The organism is Pseudomonas sp. GW823-FHT02E01, from assembly GCF_058797535.1.
Genome location: NZ_JBXAJS010000004.1, coordinates 264,399 through 280,944, shown reverse-complemented (window position 1 = coordinate 280,944; position 16,546 = coordinate 264,399). Strand labels below are relative to the sequence as shown.

Annotated in this window: 17 protein-coding genes; 3 read left to right on the top strand and 14 right to left on the bottom strand. The window is 62.3% G+C overall.

What is annotated here, in order from left to right; all coding sequences use genetic code 11:
• Positions 1-60 precede the first annotated feature (60 nt).
• The 3 genes from AC1RDQ_RS11475 to AC1RDQ_RS11465 all read left to right on the top strand — a co-directional run bounded on the left by AC1RDQ_RS11475 (position 61) and on the right by AC1RDQ_RS11465 (position 2,389).
• Positions 61-963 carry a LysR family transcriptional regulator gene (locus AC1RDQ_RS11475; RefSeq protein ID WP_492587295.1) on the top strand — a complete coding sequence of 301 codons (903 nt, stop codon included), beginning with the start codon at positions 61-63 and terminating at the stop codon, positions 961-963.
• Between the two features lie 98 nt (positions 964-1,061).
• Entirely contained in the window at positions 1,062-1,445 is a 384-nt protein-coding gene (locus tag AC1RDQ_RS11470) for a type II toxin-antitoxin system PemK/MazF family toxin (protein WP_492587293.1), read from the top strand.
• Between the two features lie 680 nt (positions 1,446-2,125).
• A complete protein-coding gene (locus AC1RDQ_RS11465) occupies positions 2,126-2,389 on the top strand; it encodes a DUF6124 family protein (RefSeq protein WP_090452716.1) in 264 nt (87 codons plus the stop codon).
• A gap of 121 nt (positions 2,390-2,510) precedes the next feature.
• On the opposite strand, the gene AC1RDQ_RS11460 is transcribed toward AC1RDQ_RS11465, so the two are convergent.
• From AC1RDQ_RS11460 to AC1RDQ_RS11395, 14 genes are read right to left on the bottom strand one after another with little or no spacing between them, the layout of a single operon-like run.
• On the bottom strand, positions 2,511-3,737 hold the full coding sequence (locus tag AC1RDQ_RS11460) for a beta-ketoacyl-ACP synthase (RefSeq protein WP_154861171.1): 1,227 nt from the start codon (positions 3,735-3,737) through the stop codon (positions 2,511-2,513).
• The gene (gene fabG / locus AC1RDQ_RS11455; protein ID WP_102671137.1) at positions 3,737-4,465 is read right to left on the bottom strand and encodes a 3-oxoacyl-ACP reductase FabG; all 729 of its coding nucleotides are present in this window, start codon (positions 4,463-4,465) and stop codon (positions 3,737-3,739) included. The genes AC1RDQ_RS11460 and fabG overlap by 1 nt, the downstream gene beginning before the upstream one ends.
• Positions 4,465-4,923 (bottom strand): hotdog family protein, encoded by a 459-nt coding sequence (locus tag AC1RDQ_RS11450; RefSeq protein ID WP_492587291.1) that lies wholly within the window; start codon positions 4,921-4,923, stop codon positions 4,465-4,467. The genes fabG and AC1RDQ_RS11450 overlap by 1 nt, the downstream gene beginning before the upstream one ends.
• Complete coding sequence (locus tag AC1RDQ_RS11445; RefSeq protein ID WP_349734620.1) at positions 4,920-6,116, bottom strand: beta-ketoacyl-[acyl-carrier-protein] synthase family protein; 1,197 nt, start codon at positions 6,114-6,116, stop codon at positions 4,920-4,922. Before AC1RDQ_RS11445 ends, AC1RDQ_RS11450 begins: the two co-directional genes overlap by 4 nt.
• Entirely contained in the window at positions 6,113-6,730 is a 618-nt protein-coding gene (locus tag AC1RDQ_RS11440; protein ID WP_492587289.1) for a hypothetical protein, read from the bottom strand. Before AC1RDQ_RS11440 ends, AC1RDQ_RS11445 begins: the two co-directional genes overlap by 4 nt.
• A complete protein-coding gene (locus tag AC1RDQ_RS11435; protein WP_057712324.1) occupies positions 6,730-7,455 on the bottom strand; it encodes a class I SAM-dependent methyltransferase in 726 nt (241 codons plus the stop codon). Before AC1RDQ_RS11435 ends, AC1RDQ_RS11440 begins: the two co-directional genes overlap by 1 nt.
• Entirely contained in the window at positions 7,452-8,699 is a 1,248-nt protein-coding gene (locus AC1RDQ_RS11430; protein WP_492587287.1) for an NAD(P)/FAD-dependent oxidoreductase, read from the bottom strand. The genes AC1RDQ_RS11435 and AC1RDQ_RS11430 overlap by 4 nt, the downstream gene beginning before the upstream one ends.
• The gene (locus tag AC1RDQ_RS11425; protein WP_057712322.1) at positions 8,686-9,846 is read right to left on the bottom strand and encodes a hypothetical protein; all 1,161 of its coding nucleotides are present in this window, start codon (positions 9,844-9,846) and stop codon (positions 8,686-8,688) included. The genes AC1RDQ_RS11430 and AC1RDQ_RS11425 overlap by 14 nt, the downstream gene beginning before the upstream one ends.
• A complete protein-coding gene (locus tag AC1RDQ_RS11420) occupies positions 9,843-12,182 on the bottom strand; it encodes an MMPL family transporter (RefSeq protein ID WP_492587286.1) in 2,340 nt (779 codons plus the stop codon). Before AC1RDQ_RS11420 ends, AC1RDQ_RS11425 begins: the two co-directional genes overlap by 4 nt.
• Positions 12,166-12,870, bottom strand: coding sequence for an outer membrane lipoprotein carrier protein LolA (locus AC1RDQ_RS11415; RefSeq protein WP_492587284.1), 705 nt, complete (start codon positions 12,868-12,870; stop codon positions 12,166-12,168). The genes AC1RDQ_RS11420 and AC1RDQ_RS11415 overlap by 17 nt, the downstream gene beginning before the upstream one ends.
• A complete protein-coding gene (locus tag AC1RDQ_RS11410) occupies positions 12,867-13,292 on the bottom strand; it encodes an acyl-CoA thioesterase (RefSeq protein WP_057712319.1) in 426 nt (141 codons plus the stop codon). The genes AC1RDQ_RS11415 and AC1RDQ_RS11410 overlap by 4 nt, the downstream gene beginning before the upstream one ends.
• Positions 13,285-14,829 carry an HAL/PAL/TAL family ammonia-lyase gene (locus tag AC1RDQ_RS11405; RefSeq protein WP_150811934.1) on the bottom strand — a complete coding sequence of 515 codons (1,545 nt, stop codon included), beginning with the start codon at positions 14,827-14,829 and terminating at the stop codon, positions 13,285-13,287. The genes AC1RDQ_RS11410 and AC1RDQ_RS11405 overlap by 8 nt, the downstream gene beginning before the upstream one ends.
• Positions 14,810-15,751, bottom strand: a complete 942-nt coding sequence (locus AC1RDQ_RS11400) for a lysophospholipid acyltransferase family protein (RefSeq protein ID WP_407515026.1) — start codon at positions 15,749-15,751, stop codon at positions 14,810-14,812. Before AC1RDQ_RS11400 ends, AC1RDQ_RS11405 begins: the two co-directional genes overlap by 20 nt.
• Entirely contained in the window at positions 15,748-16,482 is a 735-nt protein-coding gene (locus AC1RDQ_RS11395) for a glycosyltransferase family 2 protein (protein WP_057712316.1), read from the bottom strand. The genes AC1RDQ_RS11400 and AC1RDQ_RS11395 overlap by 4 nt, the downstream gene beginning before the upstream one ends.
• Between the last annotated feature and the right edge of the window lie 64 nt (positions 16,483-16,546).

The following is a 16,546-nucleotide window of genomic DNA, read 5'->3' as shown; positions in this document are numbered from 1 at the left end:
GATTCAATCCAATATATTGTTCGACCTGTTTGATAGCTTTTACGACCTAATGGGGTTTCCATGGAATTGCGTCATCTGCGCTACTTCATCGCCGTCGCCGAAGAACTGCATTTCGGCCGCGCCGCACAAGTGCTGGGTATCTCCCAGCCACCGCTGAGCCAGCAAATTCAGGCGCTGGAACAGGAAGTCGGCGCCCGGTTGTTCGAGCGAACCAATCGTCGGGTCGAGCTGAGCGAGGCCGGTCGGCTGTTCCTGGAAGAGGCGCGGCTGGTGCTGGCGCAGGTCGACAAAGCGGCGGATGTCGCGCGACGGGCGCAACTGGGCGAGTTGGGTGAGCTGAAAATCGGCTTCACCTCGTCGGCGCCGTTCAACTCGACCATTCCTCAAGCGATCTTCTCTTTCCGCCAGCGCTTCCCGGCGGTGCATCTGAACCTGCGGGAAATGAGCAGCACCCAGGTGGCCGATGCACTGGTGGACGAGTCGATTGAAGTCGGGATCATGCGCCCGCTCGGGCTGCCGGACTGCCTCAGCGTGGTCGAACTGATGCGCGAGCCGCTGGTCGCGGTGCTCAGTTCCAAGCACCCCTTGGTAGAGGGCAGCGAGGAGGGTTTGTTCCTGTCAGCCCTGGCGCTTGAGCCCTTTGTGTTTTTTCCGCGCAGCTACGGCAGTGGCCTGTATGCGCAACTGCTCAGCCTGGCCCGGGACTCCGGCTTCAGCCCGCACTTCGCCCAGGAAGCCGGCGAGGCGATGACCATCATCGGGCTGGTGGCGGCGGGGCTTGGTGTGTCGGTGCTGCCGGCGTCTTATCAGCGGATGCGCATTGATGGCGTGGTCTATCGACCGCTGCTGGATCCGGCGGCGGTGTCGGCGGTGTGGCTGGTGCAGCGCAAGGATCAGAAGTCGGCGATGGCGCGGGCGTTTGTGGAGTTGTTGACGAGGAAGGTTGAAGGCGTGGTGGCGTGAGAAACTGATCATTACGCAGGACATTTAAAGTAATGGATCGAGCTTAGTGGTTTTCCGGAAACTTGCGCAGAATCGATCTTTTTAGCCGAGTGCCATGGATGCCACTTCTATATCAACCAAAGGAAGGCAGCGTGCTGATTTGTGATTTCAGGGGCTATGAGATTCCTGAAATGGTCAAGATCAGACCGGTCATTGTGATTCGCAAACACAGGACCAACAGCTTGTTGGTTACGGTCGTGCCGCTGAGTACCACCGCTCCGGACTGTATTCTTGAACACCATTTGGAGCTACCCAGTTATTTACAAGGAGCGTCCCCGACCTGTTGGGCAAAATGCGATATGGTCGCGACAGTGAGTCTCTCCAGGCTTGACCGAATCAAGAGTCGAGATCGAAAGGGAAATCGTGTTTACGTCATTTCACAGCTTGAAACAGATGAGTTCCACGCAATCAAAGTCGCGGTGCGCAGGGCGCTGGGGCTGTGATGGCAGCGAAATTGACACAGACAGGCGAGTTGCCACCTGTTGTCTACGATGCCCATTCGGGCAATACTGCCAATGTTCCCGAAAGGGGCTTGTGAGACTCTGAGGATCCTGGGCAACCAGCCATCGCAGAGCCAGGCAGGTACAGGGCGATGACAAGCCGACCTGTCTGTGAAGGGGCGCCGAAAGGCGCCCTTTGTCGTTTCTGGTGTTTCTGAAAACGTTGAATCCGAGGAAGGTGAGTCACTGTAGGAGCGAGCCTGCTCGCGATGGACTAAAGAGCGCCGCGTGCATCCAGGAAACACGTGTCATCGTTAACGACCATCGCGAGCGAGCTCGCTCCTACAGAAGATCAGAAGCTTCACCACTGTTTGTGGGACTTTTCTGAAGTGCTTCCGACAGGCTACAGCGCCTTGCGGCGTTACCTACAACTACTCCAGAATCCGCCGGCTTGTGCGCTTTGAGGGGCATCGCTAACTTGATTCGCGTCACTGATTGTCAGTGGTCGGGTTTAGTAGCCCGCTTTCCATATCTAGCGCATTGGCGCTCCTGATAGGCAGGTATCTCTATACCTGCCCTTGACGGTAGCTGTGCGCAGGGCGCCTTCGGGTGCGCCGGATTGATGTGGACCGGTCTACTAACCTGCGTACAGCTGCCACCCTTCTTTTTCAGGACGCTGAATCATGACCCATACGCCAAAGCCACCGGATACCGATCCAGACGCGCCACGCCAACCCGGCACGATCTTCCTCATTGCCCCCGACATCGACAACCACACCTTGCTGGAATACGCCTGTATGTCGCTGGCATCAGCCAATGTCATGGCCAGTGACTTCGCCAGAGGCCTGAAGGGATCACAGGGCCACACACTGTTGGGGATTCAGCAGTCGATCATGTTGGGGGAGCTGGCGGTGAATCGGGTGCTGGATAACCTCGACCCACCGTAAACCTCTGTAGGAGCGAGCCTGCTCGCGATGGGCGTCAACGATAACGCGGGCAGCCTGAATGAACGCGTTGCCCGGACGTTTTTCGCGAGCAGGCTCGCTCCTACAGGGGGAATATTTCAGGTTACGGCCAGCGCTTGAAAATCAGCGACGTATTAACCCCGCCAAACGCAAAGTTGTTGTTCATCACGTACTGGTTGCTCATCTGCCGAAACTCGCCGCGCAGGTAGTCGAGCTTGCCGCAGTGCGGGTCGACTTCGTCGAGGTTGAAGGTGTGGGCGTACAGGTCGCGGTTCATCATTTCAATGCTGAACCAGGACTCCAGCGCACCGCAGGCGCCGAGGGTGTGGCCGAGGAAGCTTTTCTGCGAGCTGATCGGCATGTGCTCGCCGAACAGGCTGCTGGTGGCCAGGGTTTCGGCAATGTCGCCCTGTTCGGTGGCTGTGCCGTGGCCGTTGACGTAGCCGATGTCCGAAGGTTCCAGCCCGGCGTCCTCCAGGGCCAGTTCCATGGCGCGGCGCATGGTTATTTGCTCGGGACGGGTGGTGTGCTGGCCGTCGGCGTTGCTGCCGAAACCGACGATCTCGGCATGGATGCGGGCGCCACGGGCCAGGGCGTGTTCCAGCTCTTCGAGCACCAGCATGCCGCCGCCTTCGCCGATCACCAGGCCGTCGCGTGCGGTGTCGTAAGGGCGCGGGCTGCGTTGTGGGGTGTCGTTTTTCAGGCTGGTGGCGTAGAGCGCGTCGAAGACCATGGCTTCGGTCGGGCACAGTTCCTCGGCACCGCCGGCGAGCATCAGCGGCAGGCGCCCGAACTTGATCGCCTCGTAGGCATAGCCGATGCCCTGGCTGCCGCTGGTGCAGGCGCTGGACGTCGGGATCAAGCGACCGGTGAGGCCGAAGAAGATGCTGATATTGGCCGCGGTGGTGTGCGGCATCATCCGCACGTAGGAGTTGGCGTTCAGGCCTTCGGCCACTGAGTTGAGCAGCATGTTGCCGAACGCCTTGATCTCGTCGGTGCTGCCGGTCGAGGAGCCGCAGGCGACGCCCATGCGCCCGTCCTTGATCGATTCGTCGCCCAGCAGGCCGGCGTCGGCCAGCGCCATCTCCGCCGCACCCACGGCAAGCCGTGAGACCCGGCCCATGCTGCGCAGTTGCTTGCGGGTCCAGTGGCTTGGCACCTTGAAGTCATCGATGGGGCCAGCCAGGCGCGTGTTGAGTTCGGTAAAACGATCCCACTCGTCCATCCGGCGGATGCCGCTGCGGTTGGCCGCGAAATTTCCGGCGATGGTGTCCCAGTCGCTGCCCAGTGAGGTGATACCGGCCATGCCGGTGACGACGACGCGCTTCATCAGCACAGGCCTCCGTTGACGGCCAGAACCTGCCGGGTGATGTACGAGGCTTCCGCCGACATCAGGAAATTCACCGCGCCGGCCACCTCTTCAGGGGTGCCCATGCGTTGTGCGGGGATCATTTTCATCAGTTCTTCCACCGGCACATTCTCGTCGAGCATGGCTGTGTCGATCAGGCCGGGTGCGACACAGTTAACGGTGATTTTGCGCTTGCCCAACTCGATCGCCAATGCCTTGGCCGCGCCGATCAAGCCGGCCTTTGAGGCGCTGTAGTTGACCTGGCCACGGTTGCCGATCAAACCCGACACCGAGGTGATGCAGACAATCCGCCCGGCGGCGCGACGACGGATCATCGGCATCATCACCGGGTGCAGCACGTTGTAGAAACCGTCGAGGTTGGTGCGCATCACAACATCCCAATCCTCCTCGCTAAGGGCGGGAAAGGCACCGTCGCGGGTCAGGCCGGCATTGAGTACCACACCGTAATAGGCGCCATGGGTTTCCACGTCGGCTTCGAGAATTTCCTTGCAGCGGGCGCGGTCGGCCACGTCGAACTGCAGGATGCGCGCACGACGGCCCAAGGCCTCGACTTCGGCCTTGACGGCTTCGGCGTCGGCCAGGCCGCTGCGGCAATGCAACACGATGTCGTGCCCGGCCTGGGCCAGGCGCAAGGCGATGGCGCGGCCGATACCACGGCTGGAACCGGTGACCAGTACGGATTCAGTCATCACTGGACTCCTTCGGGTTCATGGAGATATTGAGCGGCCTGGGGTGGGCGGAACACATTCAGACGGGCGGTAACGTGAATGCCGGGGGCGTTGATGTGGCATTCGAACACGCCCATGCCGTTATCGTCTTCCAGGGAGCGAATACCGTGGATGGTCAACTCGGTGCCGGCCGGAAAGTTTTCGACGTTGCATTCGAATTTTCGGCTGCCAAGCAGGAAGCCCAATTCCACCTCATCACCGCGCTGGCGCGCATGGCAACCGGCGAAGGCGGCCACGCTCTGGGCCATCAGTTCGATGCCGACCCAGGCCGGCAGGCTGCCGTCGGGGAGGTTGAACAGGCCATCGGGCTTGACGGTCAGGCGCGTGTGAATCTGCTCTTCATCGAACGCCAGGATCTGATCGATAAGAATCATGTCACCCGCGTGGGGCAGCAGTTCGGCGATCGGCCAGTCAATCATGGGGCGTCTCCGATAATCAGGCTGACGTTGTTGCCACCGAAGGCAAAGGAATTGCTCATCAGGTAGCGGGGTGCAATGGACGTCAGGCGAGTGGCCGGGGTCACCCATTGCAGCGGCGGCAATTCGGGATCGGGCTGTCCGTCCCAGACGTGGGGTGGCAGGGCATGCTCGCGATTGTCCGGGCTCAGGCTCAACCAGCAGAACGCCGCTTCCAGCGCCCCGGCGGCACCGAGGGTGTGACCGGTCATGGGTTTGCTCGACGAACAGGGTACGCCAGCCGGGAACAGGGTCGCCACGGCCTGGCTTTCCATGGCGTCGTTGTGCTGGGTGGCGGTGCCGTGCAGGTTCAGATAAGCGATCTGCTCCGGTTGCAGGTTGGCGCGGCCCAGGGCTTTGCGCATCGCTTGCAGGGCGCCACGACCAGTCGGCTCTGGGGCGGAGATGTGATGCGCATCGGAACTGGCGCCGCTGCCGAGCAAGGCAATCGCCTGGCTGTCGGCTGCACGTCTGGTCATCAGGAACAGCACCGCTGCTTCGCCAATGTTGATGCCATTGCGGTTCACCGAAAACGGATTGCAGCGTTGTTCCGAGACCGCTTCGAGCGCCGAGAAACCGTTGAGTGTCAGCTTGCACAAGGTGTCGACACCGCCACACAGCACCGCGTCGCACATGCCCAGGTCCAACAGGCGCTGGGCGCTCATCAAGGCCCGGGCGCTGGAGGTGCAGGCCGTGGAAATGACATAGGTCGGCCCGCTCAATTGCAGCCACTCGGCGAGGAAGTTCGCCGGCGCCCCGAGTTCCTGTTGCTGATAGTCGTACTCGGCAGGGAACTGCTTTTCACGCAGGTAATGCGCCAGGCCCTGGCTGGCCTCGTCGATACCCGAGGTGCTGGTGCCCAGCACGACACCGATGCGGTCGCGGCCGTAGGTCTGGATCGCGCTGTCGATGTCCGCGCGGATTTGCAGCGTGGCCTCCAGCAACAACTGATTGTTGCGACTGTGATGGCGCGACATGTCGGCCGGAATGCTTGCCAGTTTGCCCAGGACCGCACCGACCGGCAGCGTGCGTTGCGGCACCCACCCGGTTTGTTCGCGCATGCCGCCGCAGTCGCCGGCAAACAGGTTGCGGGCGACTTCCTGCCTGTCACGGCCCAGCGCGCAGACCAATCCTAGGGCATTGAGGTAAGCCGTCATGGCGTTTCACCGCTCAGGGGCGTGACTTGATAGCTCGGACCATGCGGTAGCTTCAATTCAAAGTTCTGCGGTTGTGCGTAGCGAATGTCCCAGCGCTCGGGCAGGGACCGTTGTCTGCCGTACTGCCAGGCGCCGGGATAGTTGGCCGCCAGTTCTTCTTGCGGCGTCAGCGCAAACAGCAGCGCCGCGAACAGTTCCCGGGCTTGCGGATTGGGCGGCAGGAAACCATCGGACTCCCAGGTTTTATCGATCAATTTCTGGCGGGCCTGGGGAATGCCCAACAGGTCCATCATCGACCAGCGAATACCCGTCTCTTCACGCTGGATCACCAGCACCCAGTCCTGGCGTTCTTCGGCCAGCCCGCGCTGGATGTGCAATTGCAGCGGCAACGGCAGATCCGGGTTTTGCTCGGGCAGCGGCGCCCGGCCGGCGCAGGCGCTCAAAAGCAGGGCTACGGCAAGCAACAGAAATCGCATAACACCGGTTACCCCTGTGGGAGCGAGCTTGCTCGCGATGGCGGCGATACATTCAACATTGATATTGACTGACCCACCGCTATCGCGAGCGAGCCCGCTCCCACAGGTTTGGTGTTTCAAGCGGTTGGCAATGAACATCACTCAGTTCCTTCAAACGGTTTGCGCGCCACCACATTGACCAGGGTTTCTTCCCGTTGGCCAAAGGGTTTTGGCTTGCACACACCCAAATATTCGAGCAGGCCGAAATCCTTGGCGCGACTCCACCACAGATACGGATAAGACACGTTTTGCGCGGTAAATTCGAAACCTTGCCGGCGAATCATTTGCAGGTACTGCGCAGCGCTTTTCTGCACGTGCATGGGGTGGCGAAACAACCAGCGGATCACCCAGGTATCAATGTAAGCCTCGGTGGATTCGGCGAACAGCAGATAACCGCCGGGTTTGAGTACGCGGTAGAACTCGGCCAGTGCCTGTTCCTGCTCCACCAGGTGATGGAAGGTCTGGTGACAGAACAGCAGGTCGATACTGGCGTCCGGCAGGTTCAGGCTGGCGCAGTCGCCGCCGATCAACTCCACTTCCATGCCTTGGCGGGCCGCTTCTTCGCGGCTCTGGATCAGGCTTTGTGGATCAGCATCGACGCCAATCAGACGACCGGGCGCAAAGGCCTGGCGCAGCAGCGGGAATGACTTGCCCTGGCCGCAACCGGCATCCAGCAGCACCGGGCTGACAGGCAGCGCTTCGCTGAACAGGTTGTGCAAGTCGTTGATCGCCAACCGCAGCACATAGTGTTGCCAGATCTGGCTGCGCAGGAACCACAAACCGAAACGGGTTTCTTCGACGTAGTTGTCGCTCAAGTAGTTCATGACGCATCCCTTGCACAGAATTCCGAAATCGCCTTCAACCGGCGCCTGGCTGCGCTGACGAACGGATTGCGTCGGTCCCAGGCATACCCGGCAAGAATGGAACTGATCATCCCGCGGATTTCCGGTGAACTGCTCTCATGGAAAATCACGTCCTGGAATGTCCCCGCGTACCAGCCTTCGACATAGCAGCGGAACGTGTCGACGCCGCGCTTGAGCGGTTCGGCGAACTCGGTTTGCCAGTCGACGGCTTCGCCTTGCAGCTGACGGTGCAATACCCCAGCCGCCATGCTCGCCGAACGCATGGCGATGGTCACTCCGGAGGAAAACACCGGGTCGAGGAATTCCGCGGCATTGCCCAGCAGCGCGAAGCCCGGGCCGTGCAGGGTTTTGACGTTGGCCGAGTAACCGCCGATGGTTCGGGCCTCGGTGTCCCACTGCGCATTTTGCAACACGCGGGCCAAGCTTGGCGTCTCGGCGATAAAGCCGCGCAGGCACTCGTCCAGATCGTCGCTGCGGCCTGCGAAACGCTCCTCTGCGACGACCACGCCGACCGAGCAGCGCCCGTTGCTGAACGGGATGGTCCAGAACCACACATCGCGCTGGGTCGGATGAGTGGTCACCAGGATCTTGCTGCGGTCGAAGGCCGGGAGGTCGATACGGTCTTCGACGTGAGTGAACACGGCTCGGCGCACCGGGAAGTTCGACGGCGCCTCGAGGTCGAGCAAGCGCGGCAGCACGCGGCCGTAACCGCTCGCATCGAGCAGGAAGTCAGCCTCGATGCGGTACTCGCTACCGTCTTCGCGGCGCACGCCGAGCTGCGGTTTCCCCGGGGCAATGTCGACGCTGACGATTGTTTCGCCATAGCGGATCTCCACGCCTTGCAGCGCGGCCTGATCGGCCAGCAGCTTATCGAAATCGGCGCGCTGGACCTGAAACGTCGTCGATTTGCCGTGGCTGAACGTCTCGCCGAAATCGAAGGCGCTGTAGCGCTCGCCCCAGGCAAACGCGGCACCGGTTTTCAGCTGGAAGCCGGCGGCGTTGACGGCGTCGAGCATGCCCGCTTCTTCGACGAAATCCAGGCAATGGGCCAACAGGCTTTCGCCGATGGAAAACCGTGGAAAATGCTGCCGCTCGATCACCAGCACATCGTGTCCCTTGCGCTTGAGCAACGCGGCGGCGATGGCGCCGGAAGGTCCGGCGCCGATGATCACGACCTGGCGGCATTCCATCTCAACGGTTGGCATGGGGGCTCCTTGCGGGGACAGCGGCTTTCAGGGGGATACGGTGCATGCCGGTCAGGGCTGGCAGCAGTGTAGCGATCAGGCCCATCAGCATCAGGGCAAAGTACAGCGGCGGGCTGATGAGTTGCTGTTGCAGCAGCAGGTTGAGAAAAACGATCTCGCTCAAGCCACGGATGTTCAGCAGCACACTTTCCCGCCAGCGGCTGGCACCCTGGAACGAGGCCCCGGCCCAGCCGAGGCCGAGCCAGTTGCCCAGCAGTTTGCTCAGCATCGGCAACAGCAGCAGGGCGACCAGTTGCATCCAGCCGAGGCTGTCCATCGCGCTGTGCACGTTGATCTGCACGATGCCGAACGTGAGGATCAGCGGGATGGCGATGTACGTCTGCAAGCGGCTCATCCACATGGCCGGCAACGGCAGGACCAGCGGGGCTTTCAGCGCGGCCATGATCAACACATAGCCGATGCCGAAAATCAGCGCATTGAGCTTGAAGTGTTCGGCGACGACCAGCAGGGCGAAAAAGCTCAGGCTGTAGAGCCACGTCTGGCGCAGGCCCAGCAGCCGCAGCAGCACCGGGAGGCACGCGCCGGCCAGGGGCAGCAACAGGCTGCTCAGGTGCAGGCTGCCCTGGGCGATACCGAACAGGGTCCAGCAGGCGAGGTCGATGAGGATCGCGGTTTGCACCAGTCGCCGGGTGGCGGCGGGCGGGTAATCGATGTGCCGCAGGTACAGGTACAACACCGGAATCGCGGTGATGGCGAACAACAGGCCGACGGCCAGCGAACTGATCCACGGTTGCGGCGGCAACAACCAGACGGCCGTGGCCAGGCCGCAGGCAAACGGAATGCAAAAGCTGGGCAGGGCGATTTTCAGGCTTTGGCGATCCAGTTGCAGGTCGATCACATCGCTGAGGATGTAGCCCAGCAACAGGGCAAAGCTCAGGCTGTAGAGGTGCTTCAGCCAGCCCGGCGACACCAGCTGCGCACCGCTCAATTGCCATTGGGGCTCGATCCAGAAATACATCAACAGCGGCAAGCCGAGGGTCGCCAGCAACAACTGGCTGACGATGGGGATCAGGCCGAAATGCCGGCCGACACGGGTCGCCAAGGCGAACAACACCAGTGCCATCGCCCAGAACAGAACGACCATCATGTTGCCCGCTCCACGGCCGTGGGCTCATGCACCTGGCGACCGGCCCACGGTGCGAGCAGGAAGCTGAAGATCAGGCCCAGGCTCACCGACAGTCCGAAGTTGCTCACCGCCGGGGTGCTCGATACCGCCAGCAGGCCGAACGACAGCCAGGTGGTCAATGCCGCCAGCAGGGTGCCCAGCAGGCTCACGGCTGCGCCGCCGACCTGTTCGCGCATCAGGATCGCGTAATCGACGCTGATCGCCGTCACCAGCAGCAGGCCGAACAGGCTGAACAGGGTCAACGGCTGCCCTAGCCAGCCGAGGCTGGCCAGGCTGCACAACGCCGCCAGCAGGGGCAGGGACACGATGCGCAACGCACCGCCGAGGCCGAATGGCAGGATCAGTACCAGCACGATCAACACGCAGGAGGCGAGTTTCAGTTCCGCGGCACTGATTTGGGTGGCCGCGAAGACGTTGTTCAACTCACCCAGTCGATCCACCAGTGTCACGCCGGGTAAATCCTCGCCCTGGAGCCGCAGCAGGGCCGTGTTGTTGATGCCTTGCAGGCTGACCATTGCCGCCACGCCGTCTTCGGTCGGCCCCAGCCACAGGGCCCGGTAGGGTTCTGCCAACGGGCCGCTGAGCGCTGCTTCGATGTCCACGGTCGGCAATGCCTGAAGCTTCGTCAGCTCGGCTTGCAGCGCCTCGACCGGTACGCCGACTTCGAGCAAGGGTTGCCAGAACGAAGACAGTTTGCTCAACGCTGCGCGCACCTGTTGCTGTTCGTTCGGCGGGCTGACCAGTTGATTGAGCGACAGATAACCCTGGAGCTTTTCCAGGCCTGTCAATTGATCCAGTCGTTCTCTCAGAGCGGTCTGGCGCTCGAGCAGTTGCTGCTGATTGGCGGCGCGTATCAGGAAGAACTGGCTGGTGGGTTGATAGCCGGTGATTCGGGCAATGGCCTGGGCTTCGTCGGTCAATTGTTGCGGTGCGCTGATCCACTGGCGGATGTCGTTTTTGCTGCTCAGCTGCAACAGGCCGCCCACGCAAAAGGCGACCAGCAGCGCCAGCAAGACTGGCGTTTTCAGCTGTTTGAGCAGCGCTTCACGACAACCCAGCAAAAACTCGCAAACGCGCAATGGCCAGTGCGCCGGGCGCAGGTCAACGCCCTTGAGCAATGCCGGCAGCAGGCACACGGCGGACAAATAGGCGCCGAGCAACCCTGCGGCAGAGAACGCGGCAATCTGGGTCAGCGCCGGGAAGGGTGTCCAGGCCAGGGCCAGGTAACCGATGCCGCTGGTGATCAGGCTCAGGGTCAAGCCCGGCAGGGTCAGGCGCAGGGCTGGCCAGCTGCGCCAGGGTTTCAGGCTCCAGCTCTTGGACAGGTAATGCAGGGGGTAGTCGACCGCGACACCAATCAGGCTCGAACCCAGCACCAGGGTCATCACGTGCATATGGCCGAACAACGCCACGCAGGCCACCGCACCGAAGAGCATGCCCACCAGCACCGGCACGAAGGCCAGCAAAACGCGCCAGCGCCGGAAGGCCAACAGCAGCAGCAACAAAATCCCCACGGTGGCACCGCCGCCGACCCAGGTCATCTCCCGGGCGGCCTGCTGCTGCCCGCTGGCTGCGTACAACAGGCCGCTGGCGGCGAGCAGTTGCACGTCGTGCCGGGCGGCTTCTTCGCGGCTGTGCTTGAGCAGGTCGGCCACTTGCAGCGGCAGGTTCATGTCGAAGGCGTTGCCGGTGGTGCGCGCGCGCAGCAGCACCCAGCTCTTGCCATCGGCATCGGCGACCAGGGCGCCGCTGCCGATGTCCAGTTGCACCGAACCACGTTGCGGCTGGCTGTTCTGGATGCGCCCGGTCAGGCCCAGCCAGTCGTCCTGGCTCGGCACCAGGCTGTAACCGTTGAACGGGTCGAACAACGCCTGCACCCGCTGCTGGATAAAAGTGTCGGGGTGCTCGATCAGAAGTTGTCGGTCCGCCGTCTGGAGCATCGCCAGGCGACCTTGCAGCAACTGCGTGCGCAGCGCCGGCAAGTCGGCTTGCAGGGTCCACTGGACCTTTTCGAACACGCCGCTGGCCTGCCATTGCTCGCCGAGTGTCTGCGCCATGGCGACGGCCTGCTGGCGATCGCTGTGGCCGACCAGCACCAGCATTTCGCGGTTCAGGGGTTCTTGCATGCGTTGTTCGGCGCGCAGTTCCAGGGCATCGGGCGCTGTGCCGGGCACCAGATCCATCAGGTTGGCCGACAGCGGCGCGCCGTCACGCCATTGCCAACCGGCGAGCGCCAGTACTGCCAGCAGCAGGATCAGAAACAGCCGTGGCAACCACCGTTCACTCGGCAAAGTCATGCTGCTCCGCGTCGCTCAACGGTTGGGTGCTGGTGCTGTCCTGCATGCGCAACAACGTGCTGTCGCCCTGGGTCTCGAGCAGTTCGATGCTGTGTACCAGTTCCGCGCCGGTAATGTTGATCTGGTTGAACACCTGCTTGAGCAGCATCGAGCGTGGCAGCAGCGTGAGCTTCCAGTTCTGCGCGTCGCCGCTCAGGGACAGCTCGAAATCCCGTTGCAGGCCACTGCTATCGCCTTGCAGCACGGCGAGGAACAAACGGTTCTGCTCGGCACCGGCGCTTTTGCCCGGCAGCATTTGCCAAACACTGCCGTCACGTCGGGCAATGCCTTTGGCGGTGATGCGATAGTCCTGTTGCAAGGGCGTTTTCAACAGCCATAACAGGCCGTGGTTTTTTGCCAGCACGAACGTGCCCTTGCTGGTCAGCGGCTGGGGCAGGGCGCGCAGGTGTTTTTCCTGGATGAAATTGCCGTGGATCACCTCGGGTCTGGCCAGTTGATCGCTGAGCTGTTGCAGATCGAAGGCGCTGGCCAGCCCTGGAATGCCCAGTAGCACGCAGAACACTGTAGGAGCGAGCTTGCTCGCGAAAAACCTGAGGGCGCCACGGGGTGTCAGATACCCAGCGTTATCGTTAACGACCATCGCGAGCAGGCTCGCTCCTACAGGGGAACGGGGATGGCAGAACATCATGGCAGGGCCTTCTCGACAGCGTCGGTGAAGACCTTCGGCGAGGCCAGTTGCATCTCGCGGCTGGCAATGTCGACGGCGACCTGTACCGACATGGCCCGGGTCAGGCGCTCACCGGTTTGCAGGTCGCTGATCAGGTAGTTGATCTTCAAGCGGTTCTCCCACTCCACCAGGTTGGCGCGCACGTTGAGTTTCTGGCCGAACACCGCCCCGCGCACGTAGCGCAGTTGCAGGTCGATCACCGGCCACGCATAGCCGGATTCGTTCATCGCCGTGTAGTTGTGGCCGATCTTGTCCAGCAGCGCACAGCGGGCGACTTCCAAGTATTTGACGTAATGGCCGTGCCAGACCACGTGCATGCTGTCGACGTCAAAGAACGGTACGACGATTTCCGTGTCGGTGTAGAGAAATCCCTTGCTACGCATGCAGCCTCCAGTGTTGTTCGGCGATGCGTTGCAGGCACAGGCGCAATTCGCCTTCCAGTGCGCGGTCTTCGATGACCGGTGGGAAGTCCTTGGCCAAGGCTTCATGCATGGTGGCCAACGCGGGTGGCAGGGGGCGTGCATCTTCGGCCTGGCCGCGCAGCCAGACGCCCTGATTGGCCGCCAGCAGTGTAGCGGCCGCCACCTGTTCGGTGAGTTCCAGCACGCGGATCGCATCCCGGGCGGCGATGGTGCCCATGCTCACTTTGTCCTGGTTGTGGCATTCGGTGGAGCGCGAGAAGACGCTGGCCGGCATGGTGTTCTTCAGCGCTTCGGCGGTCCAGGCGCTGGTGCCGATTTGCACCGCCTTGAAGCCGTGGTTGAGCATGGCGCGGTCGGCCGTGGCGCCCGACAGGTTGCTCGGCAAGCCATGGTTGTAGCGCTCGTCCACCAGCAGCGCGAGTTGCCGATCCAGCAGGTCGGCGACGTTGGCCACGAGGTTTTTCAGGCTGTCCATGGCGAACGCGATGTGCCCGCCGTAGAAGTGCCCACCGTGCAGCACGCGCTCGGCCTCGGCGTCGATGATCGGGTTGTCGTTGGCGCTGTTGAGCTCGATCTCGATGAACGAACGCAGCCAGTTCAGGCTGTCGGCCAGTACGCCCAGCACATGGGGCGCGCAGCGCAGGGAATAACGGTCTTGCAGGCGATGCAGTGGTGCGGTCGGCGCGTCGATGGCCAGGTCTTTGCGCAACCACGCGGCGACCTGCATCTGCCCCGGGTGTGGCTTGGTCGCGAACAGGCGCTCGTCGAAGTGCTCCGGGTTGCCTTGCAAGGCGACCACGTTCAGCGCGGTGATGCGCGTGGCCAGATGCAGCAGGTAATCGGCGCGGGCGTACGCCAGGCAGGCCAGACCGGTCATCACCGCGGTGCCGTTCATCAGCGCCAGGGCTTCTTTTGGACGCAACACCAGTGGCTGCCAGCCGAGTTCGCGGTGCACATCGGCAGCCTGCCGGCGCTCGCCGCGGAACATCACTTCGCGTTCGCCGGACAGCGTGGCGGCAACGTACGAAAGTGGCGTCAGGTCACCACTGGCGCCCACTGAACCTTCCTCCGGAATCAGCGGCAGGATGTCGTGTTCAAGGAACGCCTGCAGGCGCTCCAGCAGCTCCACGCGCACCCCGGAAACACCGTGGCACAACGACTGCAAACGCGCCGCCAGTACCGCGCGGGTGGCCTGGGCGTCGAGCAGTTTGCCCAGGCCGCAGCCGTGGAAGGTGTACAGGTGACGGGGCAGCGCCTCGACGTGATGCAGCGGCACCGCGACCACGCAGGAATCGCCATAGCCGGTGGTTACGCCGTAGATCACGCCTTCCTTGTCCAGCAGAGAGTCCAGAAAACGCGCGCCCTTGGCGATGCGCTCGCGGTAGGCAGGGTCGCTTTGCAACTGCGTCGGCACCTTGCGGTTGGCCAGTGCCAGCACATCTTCAATGCGCAAAGGGCGTTCGCCGAAGGTTACCGGCTCAAGCGTTGGCGTCGTCATCGGTCTTCCAGAAAGGGTAAAAGTTGAACCATTGTTGGGGCGCTTCGAGGCAATAGTGACCCAAGCGTTCGGCGTAGCGGGAGGCCCACTGATGAATGACCTGTTCACGGTCGCTGCGCTTCCAGGTGATTGCGTCAGCGAAGGGTTCAATGGTCAGTCGATAGTCGCCGTCGGGCTTTTTCAGGCACAGCAGCAGGTTGACCGGGCATTTCAGCAGGCCGGCCAGCAGCCACGGGCCCTGGGGGAACCTGGCCGGATGATCGAGGAAGTCCACGGTCGCGCAGCGTCCGCCATGCAATGGCACGCGGTCGCCGGCAATCGCCAGCCACTCGCCGCGCTCCAGGCGCTCGCTCAGTTGCAGCATGATCCCGGGGTCCAGTTCGCTGACCTGGATCAGGCGCAAATTGGTCGCCCCGGCTTCGCCCAGCAAACGGTTGAACTGTTCGGCGTGCTTGGTGTGCACCAGAACGTTCATCGTGACTTTCTCGCCGAGCTCCGCCAGTGCGCGGCAGACTTCCAGATTGCCCAGGTGCGCGCCCACCAGCATCTGCCCGCGGGCGCCGCGCAACTGGTCGCGTAGCAGCGCCGGGTCGATGATCTCGATCTGTTCGATGCTCAGCTTGCCGTTCCATACGTCGAGTTTGTCGAGCATGGAATCGGCGAAAGCCATGAACTGGCCGAACACCCGCCAGTGGCTCGGGCGCAGTTCGCTGCGACCGCTCCAGTCGGCCAGGCGTTGCTGGTATTGCCAGGCGCTGTGTCGGGCGCTGCGGCCGAACAGGAAAAAGTACAACACGATGCCGTACAACACTGGGCTCAGTACTCGACGGCCCAGCACTTTGGCACCGAACGCGGTGAGCTTCATCAGCCAGAAACTGCCCCGTTCTTCGCGGTCGGCCCAATGCTGCTTGTCTGAACTCATGCCCGCCACCGTCGCCAGAGGATCACTGGCGCGCGCAGCAACATGCCGAAGAACAGCCGCGTGTGCATGCTGGAAATCAGGACGTTGTCGTGGAACATCCGAAAATGCGAAACGCCGTCCAGCGGGTAATGGACTTTGGTTTGCAGCCATTGCATCGGCTGATTGCGCCAGGTCAGGCGCACCAGGATGTCCGAGTCGAAGTCCATGCGCTTGCCGATTTTCGCTGACTCGATCACCGCCAGGACCGGCGGCAATGGGTAAACCCGGAAACCGCACATGGAGTCGCGAATCTGCAATGACAGGGTGTTGATCCAGACCATGACGTGAGTCAGGTAGCGCGCATACAAACGGCCTTTCGGCACGCTGGCGTCATATTGCGGATAGCCGCAAATCAACGCTCGTGGGTAGCGGCGTGATTGTTCGATGAAACGCCTGACGTCCTGCAAATCGTGCTGGCCATCTGCATCCACCTGCAAGGCATGGCTGAAACCCAGGCGCGAAGCTTCGCGCAAACCGGTCATGACCGCGCCACCCTTGCCCTGGTTTTCGGCCAGCCGGATCAGGTAAACCATTTCACGCTGGGCCAGGCGATCCAGCACCCGGGCGCAGCTTGGGCTGCTGGCATCGTCCACCAGAATGCACGGCAGGTTGCTGGCGATCAGGGCATCGACCACCGTGGTGATGGCGCTTTCGTGGTTGTACACGGGGACGACGGCGCAGGGGCTATGCATGTTGGTGCACACCTGAAAGACCGAGGCGTCTGCTTCGCGAGCAAGCCCGCTCCCACATGGGGTT